Genomic DNA, 24,190 nt, shown 5'->3' with positions numbered 1-24,190 from the left:
GGTCCGCAGCCAGTCTCTGAGACCCGTCATGCTCAATTTATTCCACAACCCCGGCGAGCCGAACGCTCGGTGCGATCAAGGCGTGCTCGATCCCAACTGCCATGTCGACACTGAAAAGTTCCATGACGGTATCGGCTCTCTGGATTTGCTTCGTGCATTACGCGTCAGCCGACAGAAGTGCCGTCCGCTGTCGCTGAATGTGCAACTGCCTTCTAACCTGAAGCCTTCCTTGTGTTCCCCTCGCGATATTTCATGCGAACACAGTGGTGTCGAACACTATCTTCAGCGTCTGCAACATGAGATCGACCTCGTCGGTTGTCACCTGGGGACCGGACAGCGGGTCGAGCAGTTTCATCTGGGGGGCGGAACACCTGCCATCGCCCACCTGAGACGGCTGATGAATCACCTTCGTGGTCGATTCAACTTTCTTGGACATGAGTGCGCTGACTACAGCGTAGAAGTGGACCTTCACCATACCGATTGGTCGACCATGGGCGTGCTGCGTGATCTGGGATTCAACCATGTCAGCATCGGAGTTCCAGACATCGGTGCCGACAGCGCGATGTCGGTGGCCTGCTACCAGAACCCGGCACCGATCCATTCGCTTATCGATGCCGCTCGTACCTTCGGTTATCGATCCATCAATGTCGATCTGGGTTATGGCCATACCTGGCAGACGCCAGAAAGTTTTGCGTTGAAACTGGCAACCATCATCGAACTGGAGCCGGACCGGCTGCTGGTGTTTGATTACGCCCGGCCACCTCAACGCTATCGGCCAAAGGCCGCAGACGAAATCAGGGCGTTTTGCAGTGAGGAAGATAAAGGCGCCATGCGCCAGATCTGTTTTGAACAGTTGATCGGTGCCGGTTATCACTACATTGGGCTGGGGCAGTTTGTCCGGCCCGATGACGATTTGGCGATTGCTCAGGAGCGCGGCCGATTACGTCGCAATAGTGAGGGGTTTACCCGTCACGGATATTGCGACCATATCGGGTTCGGTTTGGGCGCTATCAGTCAGATCGACGATTTGTATGCGCAAAACACCGACAAGCTGGAGCTGTATCAGCAGCAACTGGACATGGATCAATTGCCGACGAGCCGTGGCTGGCGCTGTGAGACAGGGAATCAGGTCAGGCACATGGTCGTGGAGCGCCTGGCATGTGATCTGGAGCTGGATATCCAGGCAATCGAGACGCGCTATGGACTGATTTTTCGTCAGTACTTTTCCGCCGTCTGGCCTGTGCTGGAGCAATTGACCCGTGACGGGTTGATTGAGTTGTCTGATCGTTTCATCAGTATTCTTCCGGCCGGTCGGCCGCACGTGGATGCCATCTGCAACCTGTTTGAAAAGGATTCGGGCAGTGCGGGGCATGAACCCCCATTGCGAGTGGATTGATTATGACAATCTCGTTTGATTTCAATCGTGCCCTGGTCGAAAAGTATGACCGCCCGGGGCCGCGCTATACCTCTTACCCGACTGCGCCGCAGTTTCATCAGGCGTTCGCCGTCGATGACTATCAGCGTGCCGCCTCGGACAGCAACCAGGCGGCAACGCCAAAATCGCTGTCGGTGTACATCCACATCCCGTTCTGCAAGAGCCTTTGTTATTACTGCGCCTGCAATAAAATCATTACCCGGAAAACCCACCGCGCCGAGGAGTACCTGACGTATCTCAAGCGCGAAATCGTGATGCAAGCCGCCTTGTTCGACCGCACCCGCAAACTCACACAACTGCATCTGGGTGGTGGCACGCCGACCTATTTGACCAGTGAACAGCTGGCTGAGCTGATGGACTGTCTGCACCAGGCATTTGACATGGATGATAGCGATGACCATGAGTTTTCCATTGAAGTCGACCCTCGCACCATCAGCACTGAACAGATCCAGTCGCTGCGTCGGTTGGGATTCAATCGCCTGAGCTTCGGCGTGCAGGACTTCGATCCCGACGTGCAGGCCGCGGTCAATCGTCAGCAAAGTGAAGAGCAAATTTACGCACTGGTCGCTGCTGCGCGTCAGGCGCAATTCAAGTCGATCAGCGTCGATCTTATCTACGGCCTGCCATTGCAAACCGTGAACAGTTTCGGCGTCACCCTCGGCAAGATCATCGCGTTGCGCCCGGACCGGATTGCCGCCTACAGCTATGCCCATTTGCCGGAGCTGGTGCGCGCGCAAAGGCTGATTCGTCCGACCGATATGCCGCCACCCGAGCGCAAGCTGGAGTTGCTTGAACTGACTATCCGCCGTCTGACCGAGGCCGGTTATGTCTATATCGGCATGGACCATTTCGCCTTGCCGGACGATGAGTTGGCGTTGGCCCGGGCCAATGGCACCTTGCAGCGTAATTTCCAGGGTTATTCCACCCACGCCGACTGCGATTTGATCGGTCTCGGGGTGTCTTCGATCGGCAAGGTCGGCGATAGCTACAGCCAGAGCGTCAAGGAGCTTTCGCAGTATTACGCACGACTGGATCAAGGCTTGTTACCGGTCCATCGAGGTTACCGCTTGAGCGCCGATGATCAGCTTCGCCGTGAAGTGATCAGCGATCTGATGTGTCATGGCCGGATCGACTTCGGCAAGTTTGAAACGCGTCATGCCATCTGCTTTACCGAGTACTTTGCCGATGCGCTGATGCAACTGGACGAGCATGTTCGCGATGGATTGCTGGAGATTCACGAAGATGCGTTGGTGTTGTTGCCTCATGGACATTTGATGATGCGCAGCGCGGCGATGGCGTTTGACGCCTATCTGGACGGTGATCAAAAAGGCCGGTTTTCACGCACCGTTTGAAGTCCCCGGCACCGGGGATGCGTCAGCGCTGGCCAACGTGATTGTTTTTCAGCTGTCCCAAGGTGCTCGGGGTGTCTACGTTCAGGACTGGGAAGTCGACAACGGTTACACCTTGGGATAGAGCGATCGGCACAAGGTCTAGTGTGAAGTGCCCTCGGCAAACTCGATTTTGTTGCCGACGTTGTACTTGCCCGAGGGCTTGTTCATCGGCAGGCGCTTGATCTCTTTGAGGGTGTTGCTGTCGTAGACAATCAGCGCACCGTTGGTGGCCCAGATACTCAGCAGCAGATAGCGACCGTCGCGGGTGAATTCGACGTGGGCGGCGGTCTTGCCGGGCATCGGGCGTAGTGTGTGGGCGATTTCCAGAGTCTGTTTGTCGATCAGGTGAATCGCATCGTTGTCGGGACCGAAAAACACATCAGTCCAGGCATACCGCGAATTGACATGACTGCGCATGAAGAATCCTGGCCCCAGGGTCGGTATTTCCTTGATCAGTTTCCAGGTCTTGAAGTCGATGACCGAGATCAGGCCCTTGCTGATGTTCGGCGTGGCGAACACCCACTCACCGTTACGTTTCCAATACGTCCCCGACCCCAGGTGCGGCATGCCCGGCAGCGGAATGTCGGTGACCACCTTGCCACTGTCGAGGTCGATCACCTGGCCGCCCTTGGCTTTGCGCGATGTGGCCAGCAGTTGCTTGTAGTCCGGTGAAAAGGAAAAGTCGTCCAGCACATCCTCTGCCTTGATCCGTCGCGGTTCAAAGTCAGGTGTGCCGGCGCAGGGCAGCTCCCAGACTTCCTTCACATCCTTGAGTGCGACGATGAAGCTGTTACGCGGCGGGGCTGTGTACACCGCGCTGACCCGCGACGCGGTACCGTCCTGACCGATCGCCGGGATCGTTTTGACCAGCGACAGATCGCGGGCATCGAGCACCACGAGATTGCCTGGCAAGTAGTTGCCCACCAGTACCCAGCGGCCATCCTTGCTCACCGCCAGGTTGCGGGTGTTGAGCCCGGCGCGGACCTCGGCGATCAGTTTCAGGTTGTGCAAGTCATACAGACTGATCCAGCCATCGCGAGAGGCCACGTAGACGAAGCGTCCATCCGGCGAGAACTTCGGCCCGCCATGCACGGCAAAGTGCGAAGCAAACCGTGCCAGCACTTCAAAGCGGTCGCCGTCGAGGATGTCGATGTGATGATCGCCGGCTTCGACCACCACGAACAGGTTCAGTGGATCGGCGCCATGCTGAGGAGTGTCGGGCAGCTTGTTGATATCAGTGAGAATGGAATGACTGCCGCGAATGTCATCGTTACTCCAGGTGGGAGGGGTGGCGGGTGGTTGCTGAAGGTAATCCACCATCGCGTCGATCTGCGTGGGGTTGAACACGTTGGCATACCCGGTCATCTGACTCGCGGGGCGACCGTTCTGGATAACGCTGCGGATTTCGTCAGGTTTGATCCGGCTCAGACTCTCCGGCAGCAAGGCCGGCCCCGCACCGCCGAAACGGTTGGCGCCATGGCAGCTCTGGCAATGCTGTTGGTAGAGGTTGGCGGCCGCATCGGAGGGCAGAACCGCCGCACCGGCATGAGCCGGACCGATCCACAACAATGGGGCAAGCAGAATCCGCCTCATATCGCCACCTTGGGGTAGCGTTGCAGCGCTGGGGCGGGGTAAAAACGCGCCGGGTATTCCTGTTGTTGAGTAGCGAACAGATCAACCACTTTGCCGATCACCGTCAGCGTCGGAATGCCAGGTGGGCAATCCTGCGCCAGGGTCGGTAACTGGTGCAGCCTGCCTCGAGCAACATGCTGGTCGGGCCGCGTACCGTTGCTGATCAGCGCCGCCGGCGTGTCGGCGGGCATTCCGGCCTCGATCAAGCGCTGCGCGATAATCCCAAGGTTCGATAACCCCATGTAAAACACCAGGGTCTGAGTGCTGTCGGCCAGGCTGCTCCAGGGCAGTGCCAACTCTCCATCGCGTTGCAGGTGCCCAGTGATGAAACGGCAGGAGTTGACCAGATCCCGATGGGTCAGCGGAATGCCGGCGTAAGCGCTACACCCGGAGGCGGCAGTAATGCCGGGGACCACCTGGCAATCAATGTTACGTTGCAGCAGATACTCCAACTCCTCGGCGCCGCGGCCGAATATGAACGGGTCGCCACCCTTGAGCCGGACCACGCGCTGCCCCAGATCGGCGAGGTCGGCGAGTAGTTCGTTGATCTGTTCCTGGGGCAGGCTGTGGCAGCCGCTCGCCTTGCCGACGTAATGCCGGGCACAGGTGAGGGGGATCAGCGTCAGCAGCTCGGGGCTGATCAGGCGGTCGTAAACCACGGCGTCGGCTTGCATCAACAGGCTCCAGGCACGCAGGGTCAGCAAGCGTGGATCGCCGGGGCCGGCGCCGACCAAGGCGACTTCGCCCGGTCTGAACGGGGACTCAAGTGCAGCCGGTAAAATAATCGATGGATGCATGGGACGTCCTTGGTGCTTCATCAGGTGGTCCGGCCCCATCCTGTGTCAGATGGCTCGCCAGGCGGGTGCTTCAGTGCATGACGCAAGGGATGATCGTTGAGGGTGGTATGCCGATTTCTTCATCGCTGAGGTGGCAACCGGGGTCCTGGCCCCAGAGATCACCTTCGGCCCAGGCGCGGGTGCGGGTATTGCCGTTGCAGATGCTTAGCCAGCGGCATTGACCACAGCGGCCACCGACGGCCCGAGGATGCGCGCGCAGCTGCTGCAACAAGGCGTCCGGGTGATCCAGCCACAGTGTGCGAAACGGCGTGTGCCGGACATTGCCCACCGAGTGCTGCCACCAATAGGTGTCGGGGTGTACTTCACCGGTGTTGTCGATGTTGGCGATGCCGCTGCCCGAGGCGTTGCCGCCCCAGGCGCGGAGCATATGTTCCAGGCGTGGGTAATGTTCGGGTAGATGCAGGCCCACCCATTGCAGCAAGAGAATCGCGTCGGCATCGTTGTTGCCGCTGACAAAATCGCTGTCGCGACCGTGCTGGATGTCTTCCCAGGCCCGTTCGAAGATCAGCGTCATCGCCTCGCGGCTCATCTGCTGTCGGGCGTCGAGCTGGCGGCTGCGTTTGCCGCGACCGCTGTAGTTGAGGTGCGACAGATAAAACTTCTGCACGTCGTACTCGCGCATCAACGCCAGCAGTTGGGGCAGTTGCGCATGGTTCTCCTGGGTCAATGTGGTTCGCAGACCGACGCGAATGCCTTGTTCGCGACAGAGCTGGATCGCGTGCATGGAGCGGGCGAAGCTGCCCTTCAGCTGGCGGAAGGTGTCATGGGTGGCTTCCAGGCCATCGATGCTGATCCCGACATAGTCGAACCTCGCCGCGCTGATCTGCGCGATGTTCTGCTCATCGATCAGCGTGCCATTGGTGGACAAGGCCACAAAAAAACCTTTGGCGCGGGCATAGGCGCCGAGCACAAACAGATCCTCGCGCAACAGCGGTTCCCCCCCGGAAAGAATCAGTACCTTCACGCCAGCGTCGTGCAGGTCGTCAATCACGGTCAGCGCGGCGGCCGTATCCAGTTCGTCGCGAAAGACACTGTCGGCCGAGGTGGCGTAGCAGTGTTTGCAGGTCAGGTTGCAGCGCCTGAGCAGGTTCCAGATCACCACCGGCGGCCGGTTGCTGCCCGGAGGGCTGGTTCTGGGGGCAGGCACCCGGCCGGTCAGGGCGCGCAGATATTGGCTGATCCTCAACATGCAAATCTCCTTGAGCCAGCGTGTGTTCAGCGTGGTGCTGGCGGTAGCCGTAAACCGGTTTTTTTCAGGATGCGACTGCTCACCAGCATCTCGTCGGCGACACAGGCGTCGCCCAGCAAGTAGCGCAGGTGTTCGCGGTAGCTGTCGATTTCCTCGCGGCTGCGACCGTGGACCATGGCGAACAGGTTGTAGCGCCACGCGGTTCGTCGCGGGCGTCGATAACAGTGGCTGACAAAAGGCTGTGCACCGATCAGCGCACCGAGGCGCGGCATATCGGTGTCGCGCACATCCCAGACTGTCATGCCGTTGTAGCGATATCCGAGGCGATAGTGGTTGGGGACGGCGGCGATGCGTCGGATCGCGCCCTCGGCCTGCAAGCGCTTGAGCAAATCCAGGGTCGATTCGATACTCAGGTTCAGCTGTTCGGCTAGCCAGGTCCAAGGGTCGTCCAGCAGCGGCAGGCCCGCTTGGGTCAATTCGATCAGTCGGTGTGCCAGGGTGTCTTCAGACCGGGAAGTACAGACCGACATGGTAAGTCTCCTCTTTGGGCACGTTGAGCAGCGGCAAACCGGTCAGGGTTTCGATGTGCTGCAAGGTTTCGGTGATACCTTGTTCGGTCGCGCAGCCGAGTACGAACCACATGTTCCAGGCGTGTTCGCGTCGATAGTTGTGCGCCACTTCAGGCAGGGCGTGCAGTTGCTCGGCGACCTCTTCGAACCGTTCTTCCGGCACCGCCAGCGCCGCGAGGGTGAAGGCGCCACCGAGGCGTTCGATGTCGAACATCGGACCGAAGCGCGTGAGTATTCCCTCACAGAGCAGTTCGTGGACGCGGTGGAGCAATTCAGTACTGCTGCTGTCCAGTTCGCTGGCCAGTGCCTGCCAGGGGTTACGCACCAGCGGCAGGCCCAGTTGCAAACGGTTGATCAGCCGACGGTCAAGATCATCCATGGGGCGTGGTTCCCGTTGAGGAGGCGGCAAAGCGTCCGCCGCACTGTTTAAAGACGTGGGTGCTGAACAGCAGTTGGTGGGGCAGGTCGCTCAGCAAGTGTTCTTCCAGCAACGCCTGGATCTGCGCCTCGACCTGCGCGCGTTGGCGACCGTGAACCATGCAGAAAAGGTTGTAGCGCCACTGCGGCAGGCGCCGCGGCCGTTGATAGCAGAGGGTGATACCGGGCGCTTGCCCCAGGCGTTGGCCGACTTCGTCGATCAGCGCGTCCGGAACATCCAGCACCAGCATGGCGTTGGCAGCAAAACCCAGCGCGCGATGGTTGAGCACCAGACCGACCCGCCGAAACAGCCCTTGTTCGTGCCACTGATGCATTTGCGCGAGCACCTGGTTTTCATCGGCGCTTATCTGTTCCGCGAGGGCCTGATAAGGCCGTGATACTCTCGGCAATCCGCCTTCCAGATGCCGACGTAGCGCCAGTGCCTGTTTGGGGCTCAATCCCGGCTTCATGGGCCTTCTCCCAGGGCAAAACCGAGGTTGATGCGGTAAGCGGTCAACATCGGCAGATCCAGCGGCGTGAGGCCGGTATCTTTCTCGAGTTCGTCGAGTACGCGTTCGATGTGTGGGCGATCAGGCCCGGTCAACACAAACCACAGGTTGTAGAAATGCTCCCGTGCGTAGTTGTGATTGACCTCGGGATACTGGCTGACGCGCTCGGCGACTTGTTGCAGGCGTTCGGCGGGCACGGCGAAGGCGGCGAGGGTGCTGGCCCCGGCGCGGCTGTGTTCGAACACCGGGCCGATCCGCGAGAGGGTGCCGGCCTGATCCATTGCTTGCAGGCAGGCCAGCACTTGCGCCTCGTCGCAACCGAGGACTTTGGCGATCTCTTTATACGGTTCCGGGCACAGTGGCATGTCGTGCTGGAAGCGATCGATCAGTTGGCGGCTGAGCAGGTCGAGGTTCATTTCAATAGCCCATTTTCTGTGCGCGACTGCTGAAGAAGATGCCACTCGGCGCGATGGCGGGAAGGGTGCTCAGCAGCTTCAGGCTGTACGGGTCCCAGACCTGAATCTGATTGCCATCGCGTAATGACAGCCACAACTGGTCGCCGCGCGGGGTGAACTCCATGTGCAGCACCGCCGGCCCCGGTCGCAGGTCGGCGACCACGGCGTGGGTTTCGGTATCGATCACCTGAACCCGATCGTTGTCCGGGTAGGCGAAATTGACCCACAGCTGCCGACCGTCTGGCCGTGAGGTGACGAACACCGGCTGCCCGGCCACAGGGATGGCCGCGGTCTGCTGCCAGCTGCGCGAATCCATTACCAGCACTTGATGGCGGCCGACGGCGGGCACGAAGGCCTGGTTGTCAGCAACCGCCCAGCCTTCCAGATGGGGCATCTTGTAGACGGGTAATTTCACCTGGCCGTGCCCGTAATCACCAAGCACCCGCTGCACGCCACGCTCCAGATGCCAGAGGTCGAGTTGGGCCATGCCGTCTTCGCCGAACAGCCCGGCCATGTAATAGCGTCCATCCGGGGTAATCAAGGCATCGTAGGGCTGTTGGCCGATGTTCTTGAAGCGGTTGATTTGCGGTGTGTTGCCTCGGCTGAAGTCGGCGGTCCAGATTTCGCCGCTATCGAACAGGCTGAACACGAAGCGTTGTCCGGGGGCATCCACCAGACCAACCACCCGAGAGCGTTTGCTGCCATCGGCCAGGGCTGTGGCGGGAATGTCGGCCACCTGTTGCAGGGTGTTGGCATCGAATACCTTGACGCCGCCGGGCACATAGTTGGACACCGCGATCAACTTGCCGTCCTGACTGATGGCGCCGCCGATGCTGTTGCCGCCCTGGATGACCCTATGGTCGATGCGTTGGGTCAGCAGGTCGATTTTGCTCAGCCCGCCGTCGCGACCGAACACATAGGCATAGCGCTGGTCGTGGGAGAACACCACCGAGGCATGGGACAGGTCGCCCAAACCTTCGAGGCGAGCCAGCGCGGTGCGGGTGTCGCTTTCGATGATTTGTACGCTACCGCTGGTGCGCTCAATCACTACGCCCAGGTCGCCCGTGCCGCGCAGGGGTGACTGAACGCAGGCGGATAACAAGAGGCCGGTCGCCGCTGACAGCAGGATTGAACGGGTCATGATGCGGGATATCCCTGGAGAAGAAGATTGACCAGCCAACGGATGTCGTCAGCACTGAGCAGCGGGCCCCAACCGGGCATGGCGGTGCCGGGGCGACCTTGGGTGACGGTGGCAATCAGGCTGTCCCGGGGCTTGCCGGACAGTGCGCTACGGGTCAGTTCAGGGCCCAGCCCACCGGTCATTCGCAGCCCATGACAGGCACCGCAATCCTGGGCCAGCAGGTGTTCGAGTTGCGCCTGACGCTTGGCGTCCGGCGTCGCTACCGAGGTTGCGCAAATGAGGAGGAGGGCCGCCAGAAGCACCGCGTGTCGATAAACCTTCATGACGCCCTCCCGTTGGCTATTTGAGACTCAAGACCCAGGTCGCGAGGGTCTGCGCTTCTTCATCCGTTACTGGGTTGGCCGGCATCGGTATCGGTCCCCAATTGCCTTGTGTGCCGTTCTTGATGTGGTTGGCCAGGGTGTTTGCGGCATCGGCGACACCAGCGTTCTTGGCGGCCACCTCCTTGAGCGCCGGGCCGACGAGCTTGGTGTCGATGGCATGGCAGGCGGCGCAGGGTTTGCTCTTGAACAGCTCTGGCGCGTCTTGCGCCATCACCGGTTGCAGGCTCAATGCGCCAGCCAGGACGATCAGTGATATCAGCGTATTTTTCATGACGATTCCTTTCATTGATGGAGCTCAATAAATGTCGTGTTGGGTGTTGTAGACGTTGAATTTTCCGGTGGGCGTAATCAGCCGTTTGTCCTTGATGACTGATTTGAGCTTCAGGGTTTTGTCGTCGATCACCACCAGTGCCGACTCGTCTGCCTGGCCACTCCACACGGAGAACCAGACCTCATCGCCGGCCTTGTTGTACTCCGGTTGTACGACGCGCATGGCCCCTTGCTTGATGCCGGCGTACTCGGCGATGGGCAGCACGGTGTAGCCGGCGTCGAGCTTGTCGAGATTGAACACCGCCACCGACTGACTGAGCTTGGCGTCCGGGTTGAGGGTGGTGTCGACATACAGGTGGCGCGAGTTGGGGTGGGTCTTGATGAACAACGAACCGCCGCCCTGGCCCTTGAGCGAGGCGACCTGTTTCCAGGCGTATTGCGGGTGTTTGATCGGGTCGGTGCCGATCAGCGAGATACCGTCATCTCCCAGATGGCTGGTGGCCCAGACTGGCCCGTAAGCCGGATGGTCGAAGTTGGCGCCGCGGCCTGGGTGAGGGGTTTTTCCGACGTCCACCAAAGCAGTCAATTTGCGCTCTTTGGAGTCGATCACGGCGATCTTGTTGGAGTTGTTGGCGGCGGTCATGAAATACCGATGAGTGCTGTCCCAACCACCGTCATGCAGGAACGGCGCGGCATCGATGTAGGTGACGGTGAGGTTTTTGATGTCCTGGTAATTGACCAGCATGACCTTGCCGGTTTCCTTGACGTTGACGATGAACTCCGGCCATTCGTGGGAGGCGATGATCGCCGCGACCCGGGGTTCCGGGTGGTACTCCTGTTTGTCGACGGTCATGCCACGGGTCGAGACGATTTGCTTCGGCTCCAGGGTTTCGCCATCCATGATGGTGAACTGCGGCGGCCAATAGGAACCGGCGATGGTGTATTTGTCTTGGTAGCCCTTGAACTTGGAGGTCTCCACCGAGCGTGCTTCGATGCCCACTTTGACTTCGGCGACCTTGGTCGGCTCCACCGGCCACAGGTCGATCATGTCGATCCGGGCGTCTCGACCAATCACTAGCAGGTAGCGACCGGAGGCTGAAATACGCGAAATGTGCACCGCATAACCAGTCTCGATCAGCTTGACGATTTTCTTGCTGTCACCGTCGATCAGAGCGATCTTGCCGTCATCGCGTAACGTCACCGAAAACAGGTTGGGCAGATTGAGTTTGCTCAGCTGTTTTTTCGGACGGTCCTCGGGCTTGACCAGTACTTTCCAGGTTTTCAGCGTCTCGGCCATGCCCCATTCCGGCGGCGTTGGCGGCGTGTGCTGAATGAACTTGGCCATTGCCGTGATCTGGTCCTTGGTCAGGGCGTTGGACGTCCCCCAATTCGGCATGCCCGCCGGTGACCCATAAGTAATCAAGGCCTCCAGATACGGTTGCCCACGGGACTGGGTGATGTCCGGTGTCAGTGGTTTTCCGGTGGCACCTTTGCGCAGAACGCCGTGGCAACCGGCGCAGCGCTGGAAGTAGATCTCCTTGGATGCGTCGAAGTCGGCCTGGCTCAGGTCCGGCGCTCCCGCGGTTTTGACCATGGGCGGGGTGGCTGCTCCTGCGGCAGGTTCCTCAGCGGCAACGGCATGACTCATTGCCAGGGCCAGCGTTGAACACAGTGTGGCGGCAGTCAGAGCAAACGTTTTTCTATTGCTGATCAGCATTCCATTTCTCCTCAGGCAAGACCTTTGCGATGTGCTTTGACGGCAGCGCAGAACGCAGGTTCTTAGTGCCGTGCAAGGCTATGCCCGAGCAGGCCAATGCTCGCTTGACCGCGATCAAGTTTGCCGGCCATGTCACTTGCCAGGTTGTCGCAGGCGCTCGTAGCGTGTTGCTTGAATCCGCTTTTGGAACAGGCAGCCCATGGACCGTATCCCGTCTTGCGAACACCACGTCGAACCGTTCTACCAACCGCTGAATAATGAGCAGGCGCTGTTCGAGCAGGCCTGGCGTCACGGCATGCCGGTGCTGATCAAAGGCCCGACCGGGTGCGGCAAGACCCGTTTCGTCCAGCACATGGCCCACCGGCTGAAACTGCCGCTCTACACCGTGGCTTGCCACGATGATCTAAGTGCCGCCGACCTTATCGGCCGGCATTTGATCGGCGCCCAGGGCACGTGGTGGCAGGATGGGCCGTTGACCCGCGCGGTGCGAGAAGGAGGTATCTGCTACCTCGACGAAGTGGTCGAGGCCCGTCAGGACACCGTGGTGGTACTGCATCCACTGGCCGATGATCGTCGGGAATTGTTTCTGGAACGCATCGGCGAAGTGTTGAAGGCGCCGCCCTCATTCATGCTGGTGGTGTCGTACAACCCCGGTTACCAGAACCTGCTCAAAGGCATGAAACCCAGCACCCGCCAACGCTTCGTGGCGATGCGCTTCGGCTATCCGCCGGTGGCTGACGAAGAGCGCATTGTCGCCAGGGAAGCGCAGGTGGACTGCGCCCTGGCGGCGCAAGTGGTCAGGCTGGGGCAGGCGCTGCGCCGGCTCGATCAGCATGATCTGGAAGAGGTCGCCTCGACGCGGCTGCTGATTTTTACGGCGCGAATGATCCGCTCCGGCATGAGTCCGCGTGAGGCGTGCATGGCCTGCCTGGCCGAGCCGTTGAGCGATGATCCGCTGACGGTTGCGGCGCTGATGGACGTGGTTGATGTCCACTTCGGCTGAGTCCAGGGGCGTTGTGCGTGGTCACCTGCCGGGCGACTTGGCGATGTGGTTTTTTATTCTGGCCGAACTGTCGGTGTTTGCGATTCTGATCCTGGCGTTTGCCGTGACCCAGGCGCTCAAGCCGCAGCTGTTCGGCGAAAACCGTCTGTTGCTCAACACCTCTACCGGCCTGGCGATGACCCTGAGCCTGCTCACCGCCGGGCTGTTCGCCGCGCTGGCTCAGGAGCAAGTCAGGCGCTCTCGGTCCCGTCACGGCGCCGTGCTTTTGCTGGCAGCGTTGCTTGCCGGCAGCGTCTACGTGGTGTTGAAACTTACCGAATACCAGCACTTGCTGGCCTCGGGGCTGGGCATGGAGCGCAACACTTTTTTCACCCTTTACTGGATCCTCACCGGTTTTCATTTTCTCCATGTATTGCTTGGCATGGTCATTCTCGGATGGTTGGCCGAGCGTTGTCGTTGTGGCTTGTACAACGAAGACAATCGCAGCGGGTTTGAATCCGGTGTGCTGTATTGGCACATGGTCGACCTGATCTGGGTCGTGCTGTTTCCGCTGGTCTACGTGCTGAATTGACGGGAGGTTTTATGTCCGCTTCCAGGTTACTGCTGGTCTGCTGGGCCGCGCTGGCCACGTTAAGCGTGTGCACCGTTGTGTTGTCACAAGTCGGCGCGACGTGGCTGTTGTCCATTGCCATTTTGCTGGTGGCGGTTGGCAAGGCCTGGCTGATCACCGATGGCTTCATGGAGATGCGCCATGCGCCGCGATTGTGGCGCCGGTTGATGGTGAGCTGGGCGCTGGTTTTGGCAGTCGTTGTGGGGCTGACGCTGGTGTTGCTCGACTAGCCAACCCGTGGCGAGGGAGCTTGCTCCCGTTGGGGCGCGCAGCGGCCCTAAAACCAGTCACCGCGAATATTCAGATAGAAAGCAGGCACAGGTTTACGGCTGCTTCGCAACCGAGCGGGAGCAAGCTCCCTCGCCACGGGTAGTGCCTGGCGTCCTGGTGCCTATACCCGACCAAAACCATCTGGCTTTCTTGATCGCCATCAAGCGGGTTTCAACCCTTCGCTTCCTATCATGGACGGGCCAAGCAACGAGGAAGCGACCATGTCAGAGACCTTCACAAAAGGCATGGCCAGGAACATCTATTTCGGGGGAAGCATCTTTTTCTTCCTGATATTCCTGGCTTTGACCTATCACACGGAACAAACCTTTCCAAAGCGCAGCAATGAAGCGCAATTAACTGAATCAGTGATACGCGGCAAAACGGTCTGGGAGCAAAACAACTGCATCGGTTGCCACACATTACTGGGCGAAGGCGCCTACTTTGCGCCTGAGTTGGGCAATGTGTTCCAGCGCCGGGGCGGGGAGGACGGCTTCAAACCCTTCCTGCATGCCTGGATGAAAATGCAGCCGTTGGGCATACCGGGCCGGCGAGCGATGCCTCAGTTCAAGTTGAGTGAGCAGGAGGTGGACGACATCGCCGAGTTCCTCAAATGGAGCTCGAAAATCAACACCAATGGCTGGCCGCCAAACAAGGAGGGCTGAGAGATGAGCATGGCTAATCCGCATCTGAAATTTGCCTCGCAAGCTGTGGCCAAACCCTACTTCGTGTTCGCCTTGATGCTGTTTCTTGGTCAGGTGTTGTTCGGTTTGATCATGGGCCTGCAATACGTGATCGGGGATTTTCTGTTCCCGATCATTCCCTTCAACGTGGCGCGAATGGTCCACACAAACCTGCTGATCGTCTGGTTACTGTTCGGCTTTATGGGCGCTGCCTACTACTTGATTCCGGAAGAGGCCGATCGCGAACTGCACAGTCCAAGGTTGGCGCTCATTCTGTTCTGGGTATTCGCCGCTGCTGGTGTGCTGACTATCCTCGGTTACTTGCTGGTGCCTTATGCCGGCCTGGCCAGGTTGACCCACAACGAGTTGCTGCCGACGATGGGGCGCGAGTTTCTGGAGCAACCAACCATCACCAAGATGGGCATTGTGCTGGTGTGCCTGGGCTTTCTCTACAACATCGGCATGACCCTGCTCAAAGGTCGCAAGACCACCGTCAGCATGGTCATGATGACCGGGCTGATCGGGCTGGCGGTGTTCTTCCTGTTTTCCTTCTATAACCCCGGCAACCTGGCCCGCGACAAGTTCTATTGGTGGTGGGTGGTGCATCTTTGGGTGGAAGGCGTGTGGGAACTGATCATGGGGGCGATGCTGGCCTTCGTGCTGATCAAGATCACTGGTGTAGACCGGGAAGTCGTGGAGAAATGGCTGTATGTGATTATCGCCATGGCGCTGATTACCGGGATCATCGGCACGGGTCACCACTTCTTCTGGATTGGCGCACCTGAGGTCTGGTTGTGGGTCGGTTCAATCTTCTCCGCGATGGAGCCGCTGCCCTTCCTGGCGATGGTGATATTCGCCTTCAGCACAGTGAAGAACCGGCGTCGGCAACACCCGAACCGCGCCGCGACGCTGTGGGCCAAGGGCACCACGGTGACGGCCTTCTTCGGTGCGGGCGTCTGGGGCTTTCTACACACCCTGGCCCCGGTCAACTTCTACACCCACGGTTCGCAACTGACGGCAGCTCATGCTCACCTGGCCTTCTACGGGGCTTACGCGATGATCGTCATGACCTTGATCAGCTACGCCATGCCACGCTTGCGCGGGTTGGGTGAGGCCGGCGACGAGCGCTCGCAGACTCTGGAGATCTGGGGCTTCTGGATGATGACCCTGTCGATGGTGATGATCACGTTGTTGCTCACCGCTGCCGGTGTTGTACAGATCTACCTGCAACGCTGGCAGGCTGACGGAATTGCCTTGCCGTTCATGGCCACGGTCGAACATTTGCAGGTGCTGTTCTGGACGCGTCTGGGGGCCGGGGTCGGTTTCCTCGCCGGGCTGCTCTGCTATTTGTTCAGTTTCAAGCAGCGGGGGCGTGCCGCCTTGCGCGCCCCGGCGGCCGTGGTGCCTTCATGAGCCGGGTTAACGGCTAGAAAAGGTCGGCCCGGCTGATACAGCGGGCCGTTTTTTTGGTGTCCAACAAGGGCAAACAGCATGGCCTTTACCGTCGAACTGGAAGAGTGGGTAGGCAGTGCCTGGCACCGCTTCATCACCCGGCGCGCCAGCCCGGATTTCCCCGAAGCACGGGTTGAACTGATCAACCAGCAACGCCCACTGGCGCTGTTGTTCCGCGCCATGGGCGGTGCCAATGGCATCGGGCTTGAAGCGGCCAGCGACCGCGATCTGCTGCTGCGGCGTAACGTGCTGCAGCAAATCGCCGGCACCTGCAAACAAGTGCCCTTGGCGTGGTGTGACGAAAATACCCTGCGGCTGCCGTCGAGCCTCGCGGTGTTCCCTGAAGTCGCACTGAATGAGGAGCTCTATCGTTGGCTCGCGTTGCTGGCAGCGCAGGCTGGTCGGATGCGGCATTGGGGGCGGGACAACCAGCGCTGGACGCAATTGCTGTTGCGGCGCTATCCAGCACTACGCGCGCGCTACCAGCGATTGGTCGAGGCCCACCTGCAATTGCGCCCGGACCCGGCCTCATTGAGCCGTAGTGAAGCGGCACTGGAGCGCGTCTTATGCCAGGCGTTGCGCGAGCCGGGCAGTGTCGAGAATTTTCCGCGTAGCGAACGGGCGGCATGGCCGCTGCCGTTGTGGTTGTACCCGCCGCAACATCTCGCCAGCCCGCTGGCGGCCGATCTGGGTGATGAATCCGAAGAATCGTTGACGACTCCACCCGGCGAGCAGAAAGGTGGGCGCAAACGCGCCAAACGCATTGATGACAGCCCCCGTGACGGTGGATTGTTGGTGGTGCGTCTGGAGAACCTGTTCAGTTGGACCGAACACGTGGACCTGGATCGCTGGTCGGATGACAGCGAAGACCAGGACGCAGCCAGGGTCGCTGATGATCTGGACGAATTGACCCTGTCGCGCACCCGGCTGCGCAAGGGCGGCGGGCTGAAGCTGCACCTGGATTTGCCACCGGCCGATGTCGACGATATTCCCTTGGGCGAGGGCATCAAGTTGCCAGAGTGGGACTATCGAAAACAGCAGATGCAGGGCGACTTCGTCAATCTGCAAATGATGGTGCCCCGTGACTGTGATGCGCAGCCGCTGCCGCCTCGGTTGAAGGTTTCGGCGCAGCGCCTGCGACGCCAGTTCGAGCACTTGCGCAATGACCGTCAGTGGTTACGCCAGCAACTTCAGGGCTCGGAACTGGACATGCAGGCCTGGCTGGATTTTCACGTTGAACGCGAGCATGGCCAGTGTGCCGAGCGCGGTCTGTTCATGGAGCAACGCCAGACGCGCCGCGACCTGGCGTGCCTGTTACTGGCCGATATGTCGATGTCCACCGACGCACACCTGAACGATGAGCATCGTGTGATTGATGTCATCCGTGACACGCTGTTGCTGTTTGGCGAAACCCTGTCGGGGCTGGGGGATGATTTCGCCCTGTACGGGTTTTCCTCACTGCGTCGTCAGCAAGTGCGCATGCAGGAACTCAAGTCCTTCACCCAGCGCTATGACGACAACACCCGAGGTCGTATTCAAGGGCTCAAACCTGGGTATTACACGCGCATGGGGGCTGCGATTCGCCAGGCCACGCGCCTGCTGGGCAGCAGCAAACGGCGCAGTAAACTGTTGCTGCTGCTGACAGATGGCAAACCGAATGATCTGGATTTGTACGAGGGCCGCTACGGTGTTGAAGACACCCGCGAGGCGGTGCTGGAGGCACGGCGTCAAGGACTGACGCCGTTCTGTATCACCATTGATCGTGAGGCCGGGGATTACCTGCCGTACATGTTTGGCGCCAATGGCTACACCGTGATCCGTCAGCCTGAGCAATTGCCGCTGCGTTTGCCGCAGTTGTATCGCCAACTGACTCAGCCTTGAGCCCGGGTCTGACTCAAGCGGCATCAACTGATGCCGCGCGGCAACCCGAAAAACATTGCTATGCAAAAGATTGTCAGGCCGATACAGAACCACCTGAACCGGCGCAGCCGACGTTCCTGAGCACGTTCGGCCATCGCCGGCAGGGGCATGCCGCATTGGAGGCATTCGGATTGTTTTGGCGGGTTAGGGTGTTGGCAATACAGGCAGACGGGCAAGGTGCTCACTCAAACTGCTCCAGGCGCAGACGATCAAGAATGGCGATCTGGCGGCCGTCCTGAGTGATGATGTTTTCATCGATCAGGCGCCGGATGATCCGCGAAAAGGTTTCCGGCTGGATCGACAGATGCCCGGCAATCAGCTGCTTGGCCATCGGCAGCTCGAAATGGCTGTTTACGGTTTGCTGGCGCACCAGTTGCGTCAGCAGGTAACGCACGACCCGGTGGGTGGCGTTTTTCAGGGACAAGGTTTCGATTTCATTGACCCGTTGATGCAAGCGAACGCAGAGCTTGCCGAGCAACGCAAAGGTCAACCGGCTGTTGCTCTGGAGCAGGCGCATGTAGGTGCTGTTGGACAGCCGGTAGAGCTGGGTGGGGCAGACCGCCTCGGCCGAGGCTACATAGTTGGGTGTGTCCATCAACATCATCGCCTCGGCGAAGGTTTGTCGATCCCCGATGACTTCAAACACTTTCTCCTGCCCATCGGGTGTCAACCGGTAGATTTTCACCGCCCCGGCAATTATGAAATAAAACGAATCTGCCGGCTCACCCTGACGGAACAACGGCTCGCCTTTGTCGATGCTCAGCAAGTGGCTGGTACTCATCAACTCATCCAGCTGTTCTTCATTCAACGGCTCGAACAAGTGATGACTGCGCAGAATCTGGTGATGGACACGATGAAGCACCATGGAAATTCATCCTGAAGATTGAGGAAGGAGCGGTTATCCCGTCAAACGAGGCCCAGGGAGAGACTGCTGGCCAGGGCCAGGACTGAGGTCAACACCACAAACCAGGCCAGTGGCTGGATGATTTTTTTCATGACGACTCCGGGCAATCGAGAGGGATCCAGGATTTCTATAAGGTTGCCCATGCAGAGCAAGACGTGGGCCAGGCTCGGAGGCCTTTGTTTAGTGGGGTTCTCAGGTGTGAGGGTAAAAAAGACTATGCTGCCTGGGGTGTAAATAACCATTAAAGGGTCATTTCTACCCTGAGCCGATCACCCCGTGGTGAGGGGGCTCGCCCCCGTTCGGCTGCGCAGCAGTCGTAAAACTGGCTGATGGGTTCTATATGACGCGTCGCGGATGCTGGTTTCAGGAGCGCTTCGCACTCCAACGGGGGCAAGCCCCCTCGCCACCGGGGTTCGAATGAGTATCGGGGCACGCCCCTTGCACACTTGATCTGCGACAAAGGCAATGGATCGGTAATACCCGATGATGGCCCCGGGATTTACCTCGGCGCCTGCGGGTTGGTGCCAGGTCCGCAACAAGGCAGAGGAGTGGCTTTATGCAAGTGCTTGAGCGCCGTAAAGCGTTGGCGATCCCACCGCTGTTACGGCTGGCCTTTCGGCCATTTTTCCTCGCGGGCTGCCTGTTGGCGGTGCTGGTCATACCGCTTTGGCTGGCCGCCTTCAGTGGTGGGATTTCCGGCTGGCAGCCGGCAGGCGGTTGGCTGGGCTGGCATCGGCATGAACTGTTGTTCGGGTTTGCGCTGGCGATTATCGCGGGCTTTCTGCTGACGGCCGTGCAGACCTGGACCGGTCGCCCCGGCCTCAGCGGCAAACCGTTGGCTGCGCTGGCGCTGCTGTGGTTACTGGCGCGCGTGGCCTGGCTGGCCAACGCACCGTGGCCGTTGCTCGCGGTGCTGGAGCTGGCGTTCCCGTTGGCGGTGGCGATCCTCATGGGCTTCACCTTGTGGAAGGTGCGGCAGAAACGTAACTACCCGATTGTGCTGGTTTTGCTGTTGTTGGCCGTGGCCGATGGGTTGTCCCTGTATGGCTTGGTCGAGGGGCATGAAGGCTGGCAGCGCCAGGGCGTGCTGACCGGCATCTGGCTGGTGGCGGCGATGATGGGGTTGATCGGCGGGCGGGTGATTCCGTTCTTCACCCAGCGTGGCCTTGGTCGGGTGGAAGGTGTTGCCGCCTGGCCCTGGCTGGATCGACTGCTGTTGGTCGGTTCGCCGTTGGTGGCGTTGTTGTATGCCGCAGGACCCGCGCTCGTTCCCAATGTCTGGGTGGGTCTGCTGTTCGCGGTGCTGGCGGCAGGGCATCTGGTGCGTCTGGTGCGCTGGCATGACCGGGCACTCTGGCGCGTGCCGTTGCTGTGGTCGTTGCACCTGGCCTATGGCTGGCTGGCGGTGGCGTGTCTCGGGATGGCGTTCTGGCATTTTGGCGTGCCGGTTAACCCGAGTCTGGCGGTGCACTGTCTGACCATTGGGGCCATGGGCGGCCTGGTGCTGGCGATGATCGCGCGGGTCAGCCTCGGGCACACCGGCCGTGCACTGGAACCGCCGCCGGGCATGACTCTGGCGTTCATCGTGCTCAACCTGGCATGTCTGAGCCGAGTGGTGTTGATCCTGTTTTTCCCATTGCCGGCGTTGTGGCTGGCCGGTCTTTGCTGGACGCTGGCGTTTGCGTTGTTCGCCTGGCGTTATGGGCCGATGTTGCTGCGCACCCGAGTTGACGGTCATCCGGGATGAGCCAACGAACTGAAGGAGGCGGACGCTGATGTATCCCTATCTGCTGGTCACACACCTGTTGGCGGCGATTGCCTTTATCGGCACGCTATTTTTCGAGGTGGTGATCTGGCATCACGCCCGCCAGCATTTGATGGCGGCCGCGCAATTGACCGCGGACCAGACGATTGCAGTGCGCTCGCGCAAGGTGCTGCACGGCGTGGTGTTGCTGTTATATGGCGCCGGCATCGGTTTGGCATGGCAGTACCGGGGCGCATTGAGTCAGCCGCTGGCCAGCAGTTTTGGTACGTTGCTGAGCCTGAAAATCCTGTTGGCCCTGAGCATCATTGGTCATTACTTGCTGCTGGCCTATTGGCTGACCCACGCGCGCCTGACCGCGCCCCGCGCAAGCTGGATTCGCCGCAGCATCCTCGGGCACATGCTGTTGATCGTGATCCTGGCCAAGGCCATGTTCTATTGGCATGGCTGATCGCAAGACGTCCTTCATAAACAAAACCCGCGTCAACCGGTGGGATGGCGCGGGTTGGGTGTGGCCGGCAAGCGATCAATGGCGGGGGGTCAGGGCGTTAATGAACAACACGTTGTTTTCCAGGTGGATGTGCTGCATCAAGTCGTCTTTGAACTCCAACAGTCCGCGATAGAGCGCACGCCAGGTGTTGCAGGCATCGGCGGGCGGGATTATGTGATTGGTCAGGGCGAGCATCTTTTCCAGCGCTTCGCCATGTTGATCATGTTCGAAGCGCAGCACCTGGATCGGCGGAGCCGCTTGAGCACCGATGCCCTTTTGCAGCATCGGGAAGAGCACTTGTTCTTCCTTGAGCATGTGGCCTTCGAGTTCTTGTTGCATGTCGGTCAGGAGATCGGCCAAGCCATTGGGGCAGCTGCTGCGCGCGCCGTGGACGTGCTCGACCCGGCGGGCCAGACGGATCAGTTCCGGCAGTTGCTCGCGGTGGCGGGCGTGATAGCGCGTGAGGAGGTGGGCGATCAACAGTTCCGACGGCTCGTTGCGCCAGTCGTGCTGGGTTTCACCGGCGTCTTGCAGAGTGTGCAGGGCATCGGCAATCAGCATCGGGTCGAGGTTTTTGCCCTGGGCTGCTTCACGCAGGCTTTTATGGCCGCCACAGCAGAAGTCCAGTTTGAAGGTATGAAATATCCGGGTGGCACCGGGTATATCGCAGGCCAGTTGGCCGAGGCTTTGTTCCAGTAGGGTCTGGCTCATCGGGGTTCCTTATTTGGGTTTCAACGGTTCCCCAGGCTCATTGCATCCGGCATGCCATATTTAAACGACTGATTCATATGGATTAATTTTTAGTTGTGGTGATAGATACCCTGACGCTTCAGGGTGAATCCAACCATAGAGGGTAATTACTACCATGCTGCGAGAAAGCCTGGCAGCCGACCTGATTGTCGAGTTGCCCAATGCCGTACGCTTGCAACGACTGGTGCAGACCCTGCGCGAATACTTCAACAGTGGCGCGGTGGGATTACTGCGTCTGGACGACGACAGTCTCAGGCCTGTCGCGACGGTGGGGCTGGTGCATGAGGCGTTGGGACGCCGGTTTGTCATTGCTCAGCATCCTCGGCTGGCAGCGATCATGGCGTCGCGCGAGCCGACCTGGTTCGAGCCGGACAGTCGACTGCCGGACCCCTATGACGGCCTGCTCGACAACCATGTCGGCGAGCCGTTGCCGGTGCATGACTGCATGGGTGTGAGCCTGTATGTGGAGGGTCGCATCTGGGGCGCGATCACCCTCGATGCGCTGCATGCCGGAACCTTCGACAGCCGTGCGCGGGAGGAGCTCAAGCGTTGCACGTTGCAGATCGAAGCCGCCGTGCGCGTCACCCGGCTTGAACAGGAAAACCGCAGCTTGCGCTTGTCCCGCAGCGATCTTCAAGACCTGCGGATGCCTGCGGATGAAGGTGAAATCCTCGGTCAGAGTGAGGTGTTGCACCAGTTGCTCAATGAGCTGGATGTACTGGCCGATTCCGATTTGCCGGTGTTGCTGTTGGGCGAAACGGGCGTCGGCAAGGAGCTGTTCGCCCGACGGCTGCACCGTCTTTCGCGTCGCAGCCACAAGCCGCTGGTACAGGTCAACTGTGCCGCCTTGCCGGAGTCTTTGGCAGAGAGTGAGTTGTTCGGCCATGTCAAAGGCGCATTTTCCGGCGCCACCAGCGACCGCGCGGGTCGTTTCGATGCGGCCAACGGCGGCACGCTGTTTCTCGATGAAGTGGGTGAATTGCCGTTAAGCGTTCAAGCGAAGTTGCTGCGAACGTTGCAAAACGGCGAGATCCAGCGACTGGGGGCGGACAAGCCGTTGCATGTCGATGTGCGAATCATCGCCGCGACCAACCGGCATCTGCCAGACAGTATCCGCGATGGCCTGTTTCGTGCGGACCTGTATCACCGGCTCTCGGTGTACCCGGTGCCGATTCCGTCACTGCGCGAACGCGGTCACGATGTGTTGATGCTGGCCGGGCACTTCCTGGAACTCAATCGGGCGCGGCTCGGCCTGCGTGGTTTGCGCTTGTCGCCTGCGGCCGAGCGGGCCTTGCTGGCGTATACCTGGCCGGGCAATGTGCGCGAGCTGGAGCATGTGATCAGTCGCGCCGCGTTGAAGCAGCTCAGCCGTGGCACCAGTCGCGCACTGATCATGACGCTGGAGCCGCAAGTCCTCGATCTCGACAGTACGATGGTCGCTGCAGGGGTGAGCGTCGAACCGCCGCGGGAAGTGACGTCTGATGTGCCATTCCAGGCCCTGAGCGACGCCGTCGACGATTGTCAGCGGCAAAAAATTCTCCATGCCCTGAGCCTTTCCGGGGAAAACTGGGCCAGCGCCGCGCGGTTGCTGGAAGTCGATCCCAGCAATCTGCACAAACTGGCCCGGCGTCTTCGCCTTAAGTAAGTCTGGGCGGCGCAGCATGTTGATGACGGTCAAGGTGGCTTGGCGCAGTGGCTCGCACACTGCGAAAAACCATCCGGAGATCACCGTCATGCCCCTTTCCCTGGCTCAGATGCGCCGTAACTACACCCTTAATGGCCTGCAGGATGAGGCTGCGCTGGACGATCCCCTGGCCATGTTTCGACAGTGGTTGCAACAGGCACGCGACACCGAGTGCGCGCCTGTCGAGGCCAATAGCATGATGTTGGCGACGGTCGACAGTGACGGGCGACCACATTGCCGGGTTCTGCTGCTCAAAGGTTTGAGCGACGACGGCTTTACGTTTTTTGGCAATTACCAGAGCGACAAAGGCCTGCAACTGGCCGCTAACCCGAATGCCGCCATGACGTTTTTCTGGCCGGGGCTGGAGCGTCAGGTTCGTATTGAAGGGCAGGTGTCCAGGCTCGATCCGCAACTCTCGGACGCGTACTTCGATTCCCGCTCCATGGCCAGTCGGCTGGGTGCCTGGGCTTCACCGCAGAGCCGGCCGCTGGTCAGTCGGGCAGCGCTGGAATCGCTGTTGGCCGACACCATCAAACGTTTCGTTGGCCAGACCGTGCCGCGACCCGAGCATTGGGGCGGCTACTGCCTGCACCCGGAACGCCTGGAGTTCTGGCAGGGGCGTGCCGACCGCTTGCATGACCGTCTCGATTACCGCCTGCAGGACAGGGTGTGGTATCGCAGCCGCCTGGCGCCTTGAGCC

The 24,190-nt window shown here is 60.1% G+C and carries 26 protein-coding genes and 1 pseudogene; 13 read left to right on the top strand and 14 right to left on the bottom strand.

Going from position 1 to position 24,190, the window contains the following annotated elements:
- Positions 1-28: 28 nt before the first annotated feature.
- The 3 genes and pseudogenes from AC1RJ3_RS08735 to AC1RJ3_RS08725 form a co-directional block, all read left to right on the top strand.
- Complete coding sequence (locus AC1RJ3_RS08735; RefSeq protein WP_493078439.1) at positions 29-1,396, top strand: oxygen-independent coproporphyrinogen III oxidase; 1,368 nt, start codon at positions 29-31, stop codon at positions 1,394-1,396.
- A 2-nt stretch (positions 1,397-1,398) separates the two neighbouring features.
- Positions 1,399-2,787: an oxygen-independent coproporphyrinogen III oxidase gene (gene hemN / locus AC1RJ3_RS08730; RefSeq protein ID WP_493078437.1), complete on the top strand. Its 1,389-nt coding sequence runs from the start codon at positions 1,399-1,401 to the stop codon at positions 2,785-2,787.
- 16 nt (positions 2,788-2,803) lie between these two features.
- Positions 2,804-2,908 (top strand): annotated as a pseudogene (locus AC1RJ3_RS08725) (short-chain dehydrogenase); the annotation flags it as partial.
- A gap of 17 nt (positions 2,909-2,925) precedes the next feature.
- Here AC1RJ3_RS08725 and AC1RJ3_RS08720 read toward each other — a convergent pair.
- The 11 genes from AC1RJ3_RS08720 to AC1RJ3_RS08670 form a co-directional block, all read right to left on the bottom strand.
- On the bottom strand, positions 2,926-4,419 hold the full coding sequence (locus AC1RJ3_RS08720; protein ID WP_493078435.1) for a cytochrome D1 domain-containing protein: 1,494 nt from the start codon (positions 4,417-4,419) through the stop codon (positions 2,926-2,928).
- Positions 4,416-5,255 carry a uroporphyrinogen-III C-methyltransferase gene (gene cobA / locus AC1RJ3_RS08715; protein WP_054596841.1) on the bottom strand — a complete coding sequence of 280 codons (840 nt, stop codon included), beginning with the start codon at positions 5,253-5,255 and terminating at the stop codon, positions 4,416-4,418. The genes AC1RJ3_RS08720 and cobA overlap by 4 nt, the downstream gene beginning before the upstream one ends.
- Before the next feature lie 70 nt (positions 5,256-5,325).
- Entirely contained in the window at positions 5,326-6,504 is a 1,179-nt protein-coding gene (gene nirJ, locus AC1RJ3_RS08710; RefSeq protein WP_493078433.1) for a heme d1 biosynthesis radical SAM protein NirJ, read from the bottom strand.
- Between the two features lie 26 nt (positions 6,505-6,530).
- Positions 6,531-7,034 carry a siroheme decarboxylase subunit beta gene (gene ahbB, locus AC1RJ3_RS08705; RefSeq protein ID WP_054596843.1) on the bottom strand — a complete coding sequence of 168 codons (504 nt, stop codon included), beginning with the start codon at positions 7,032-7,034 and terminating at the stop codon, positions 6,531-6,533.
- Complete coding sequence (locus tag AC1RJ3_RS08700; protein WP_054596844.1) at positions 7,009-7,452, bottom strand: Lrp/AsnC family transcriptional regulator; 444 nt, start codon at positions 7,450-7,452, stop codon at positions 7,009-7,011. Before AC1RJ3_RS08700 ends, ahbB (AC1RJ3_RS08705) begins: the two co-directional genes overlap by 26 nt.
- Positions 7,445-7,960 (bottom strand): siroheme decarboxylase subunit beta, encoded by a 516-nt coding sequence (gene ahbB, locus AC1RJ3_RS08695; protein WP_347929693.1) that lies wholly within the window; start codon positions 7,958-7,960, stop codon positions 7,445-7,447. Before ahbB (AC1RJ3_RS08695) ends, AC1RJ3_RS08700 begins: the two co-directional genes overlap by 8 nt.
- Positions 7,957-8,415, bottom strand: coding sequence for an Lrp/AsnC family transcriptional regulator (locus AC1RJ3_RS08690; RefSeq protein WP_054596846.1), 459 nt, complete (start codon positions 8,413-8,415; stop codon positions 7,957-7,959). The genes ahbB (AC1RJ3_RS08695) and AC1RJ3_RS08690 overlap by 4 nt, the downstream gene beginning before the upstream one ends.
- Position 8,416: 1 nt before the next feature.
- Positions 8,417-9,595, bottom strand: coding sequence for a cytochrome D1 domain-containing protein (locus AC1RJ3_RS08685; protein WP_493078429.1), 1,179 nt, complete (start codon positions 9,593-9,595; stop codon positions 8,417-8,419).
- A complete protein-coding gene (locus tag AC1RJ3_RS08680) occupies positions 9,592-9,918 on the bottom strand; it encodes a c-type cytochrome (protein WP_103315261.1) in 327 nt (108 codons plus the stop codon). Before AC1RJ3_RS08680 ends, AC1RJ3_RS08685 begins: the two co-directional genes overlap by 4 nt.
- Positions 9,919-9,934: 16 nt before the next feature.
- Entirely contained in the window at positions 9,935-10,249 is a 315-nt protein-coding gene (locus AC1RJ3_RS08675) for a c-type cytochrome (protein ID WP_489111428.1), read from the bottom strand.
- A 24-nt stretch (positions 10,250-10,273) separates the two neighbouring features.
- The gene (locus AC1RJ3_RS08670) at positions 10,274-11,965 is read right to left on the bottom strand and encodes a nitrite reductase (RefSeq protein ID WP_054596850.1); all 1,692 of its coding nucleotides are present in this window, start codon (positions 11,963-11,965) and stop codon (positions 10,274-10,276) included.
- Positions 11,966-12,164: 199 nt separating this feature from the next.
- On the opposite strand from AC1RJ3_RS08670, the gene AC1RJ3_RS08665 reads away from it, so the two are divergent.
- The 6 genes from AC1RJ3_RS08665 (at position 12,165) to AC1RJ3_RS08640 (ending at position 17,861) form a co-directional block, all read left to right on the top strand.
- A complete protein-coding gene (locus AC1RJ3_RS08665) occupies positions 12,165-12,968 on the top strand; it encodes a CbbQ/NirQ/NorQ/GpvN family protein (protein WP_054596851.1) in 804 nt (267 codons plus the stop codon).
- A complete protein-coding gene (locus AC1RJ3_RS08660; RefSeq protein ID WP_493078426.1) occupies positions 12,952-13,539 on the top strand; it encodes a cytochrome c oxidase subunit 3 in 588 nt (195 codons plus the stop codon). The genes AC1RJ3_RS08665 and AC1RJ3_RS08660 overlap by 17 nt, the downstream gene beginning before the upstream one ends.
- Before the next feature lie 11 nt (positions 13,540-13,550).
- Complete coding sequence (locus AC1RJ3_RS08655) at positions 13,551-13,808, top strand: cytochrome C oxidase subunit IV family protein (protein WP_493078424.1); 258 nt, start codon at positions 13,551-13,553, stop codon at positions 13,806-13,808.
- Positions 13,809-14,069: 261 nt separating this feature from the next.
- Positions 14,070-14,510: a c-type cytochrome gene (locus AC1RJ3_RS08650; protein WP_054596854.1), complete on the top strand. Its 441-nt coding sequence runs from the start codon at positions 14,070-14,072 to the stop codon at positions 14,508-14,510.
- Between the two features lie 3 nt (positions 14,511-14,513).
- Positions 14,514-15,941 (top strand): cbb3-type cytochrome c oxidase subunit I, encoded by a 1,428-nt coding sequence (locus tag AC1RJ3_RS08645; RefSeq protein WP_054596855.1) that lies wholly within the window; start codon positions 14,514-14,516, stop codon positions 15,939-15,941.
- A 78-nt stretch (positions 15,942-16,019) separates the two neighbouring features.
- Positions 16,020-17,861, top strand: a complete 1,842-nt coding sequence (locus tag AC1RJ3_RS08640) for a nitric oxide reductase activation protein NorD (RefSeq protein ID WP_493078421.1) — start codon at positions 16,020-16,022, stop codon at positions 17,859-17,861.
- Positions 17,862-17,884: 23 nt separating this feature from the next.
- On the opposite strand, the gene AC1RJ3_RS08635 is transcribed toward AC1RJ3_RS08640, so the two are convergent.
- Complete coding sequence (locus AC1RJ3_RS08635; protein WP_081013795.1) at positions 17,885-18,085, bottom strand: protein DnrP; 201 nt, start codon at positions 18,083-18,085, stop codon at positions 17,885-17,887.
- Positions 18,082-18,765, bottom strand: coding sequence for a Crp/Fnr family transcriptional regulator (locus AC1RJ3_RS08630; RefSeq protein WP_054596857.1), 684 nt, complete (start codon positions 18,763-18,765; stop codon positions 18,082-18,084). The genes AC1RJ3_RS08635 and AC1RJ3_RS08630 overlap by 4 nt, the downstream gene beginning before the upstream one ends.
- Positions 18,766-19,360: 595 nt before the next feature.
- Between AC1RJ3_RS08630 and AC1RJ3_RS08625 the strand changes: the two genes are divergently transcribed.
- Together AC1RJ3_RS08625 and AC1RJ3_RS08620 are read left to right on the top strand one after the other, a co-directional pair.
- Positions 19,361-20,551 carry an NnrS family protein gene (locus AC1RJ3_RS08625; protein ID WP_493078418.1) on the top strand — a complete coding sequence of 397 codons (1,191 nt, stop codon included), beginning with the start codon at positions 19,361-19,363 and terminating at the stop codon, positions 20,549-20,551.
- Positions 20,552-20,579: 28 nt separating this feature from the next.
- A complete protein-coding gene (locus AC1RJ3_RS08620) occupies positions 20,580-21,017 on the top strand; it encodes a hypothetical protein (protein ID WP_054596860.1) in 438 nt (145 codons plus the stop codon).
- Positions 21,018-21,092: 75 nt separating this feature from the next.
- Here AC1RJ3_RS08620 and ytfE read toward each other — a convergent pair whose 3' ends face one another.
- A complete protein-coding gene (gene ytfE, locus AC1RJ3_RS08615; protein ID WP_489111424.1) occupies positions 21,093-21,767 on the bottom strand; it encodes an iron-sulfur cluster repair protein YtfE in 675 nt (224 codons plus the stop codon).
- Between the two features lie 154 nt (positions 21,768-21,921).
- Here ytfE and norR point away from each other — a divergent pair, with 154 nt between their 5' ends.
- Both norR and pdxH read left to right on the top strand, forming a co-directional pair.
- Positions 21,922-23,451 (top strand): nitric oxide reductase transcriptional regulator NorR, encoded by a 1,530-nt coding sequence (norR, locus tag AC1RJ3_RS08610; RefSeq protein WP_493078416.1) that lies wholly within the window; start codon positions 21,922-21,924, stop codon positions 23,449-23,451.
- Between the two features lie 88 nt (positions 23,452-23,539).
- On the top strand, positions 23,540-24,187 hold the full coding sequence (pdxH, locus tag AC1RJ3_RS08605; protein WP_054598298.1) for a pyridoxamine 5'-phosphate oxidase: 648 nt from the start codon (positions 23,540-23,542) through the stop codon (positions 24,185-24,187).
- The last annotated feature ends 3 nt before the right edge of the window (positions 24,188-24,190 follow it).

The sequence above is a fragment of the Pseudomonas sp. GW822-FHT04C11 genome, from assembly GCF_058800905.1.
Note: the sequence above shows the minus strand (reverse complement) of the source record. Positions and strands in the feature narration are given on the sequence as shown.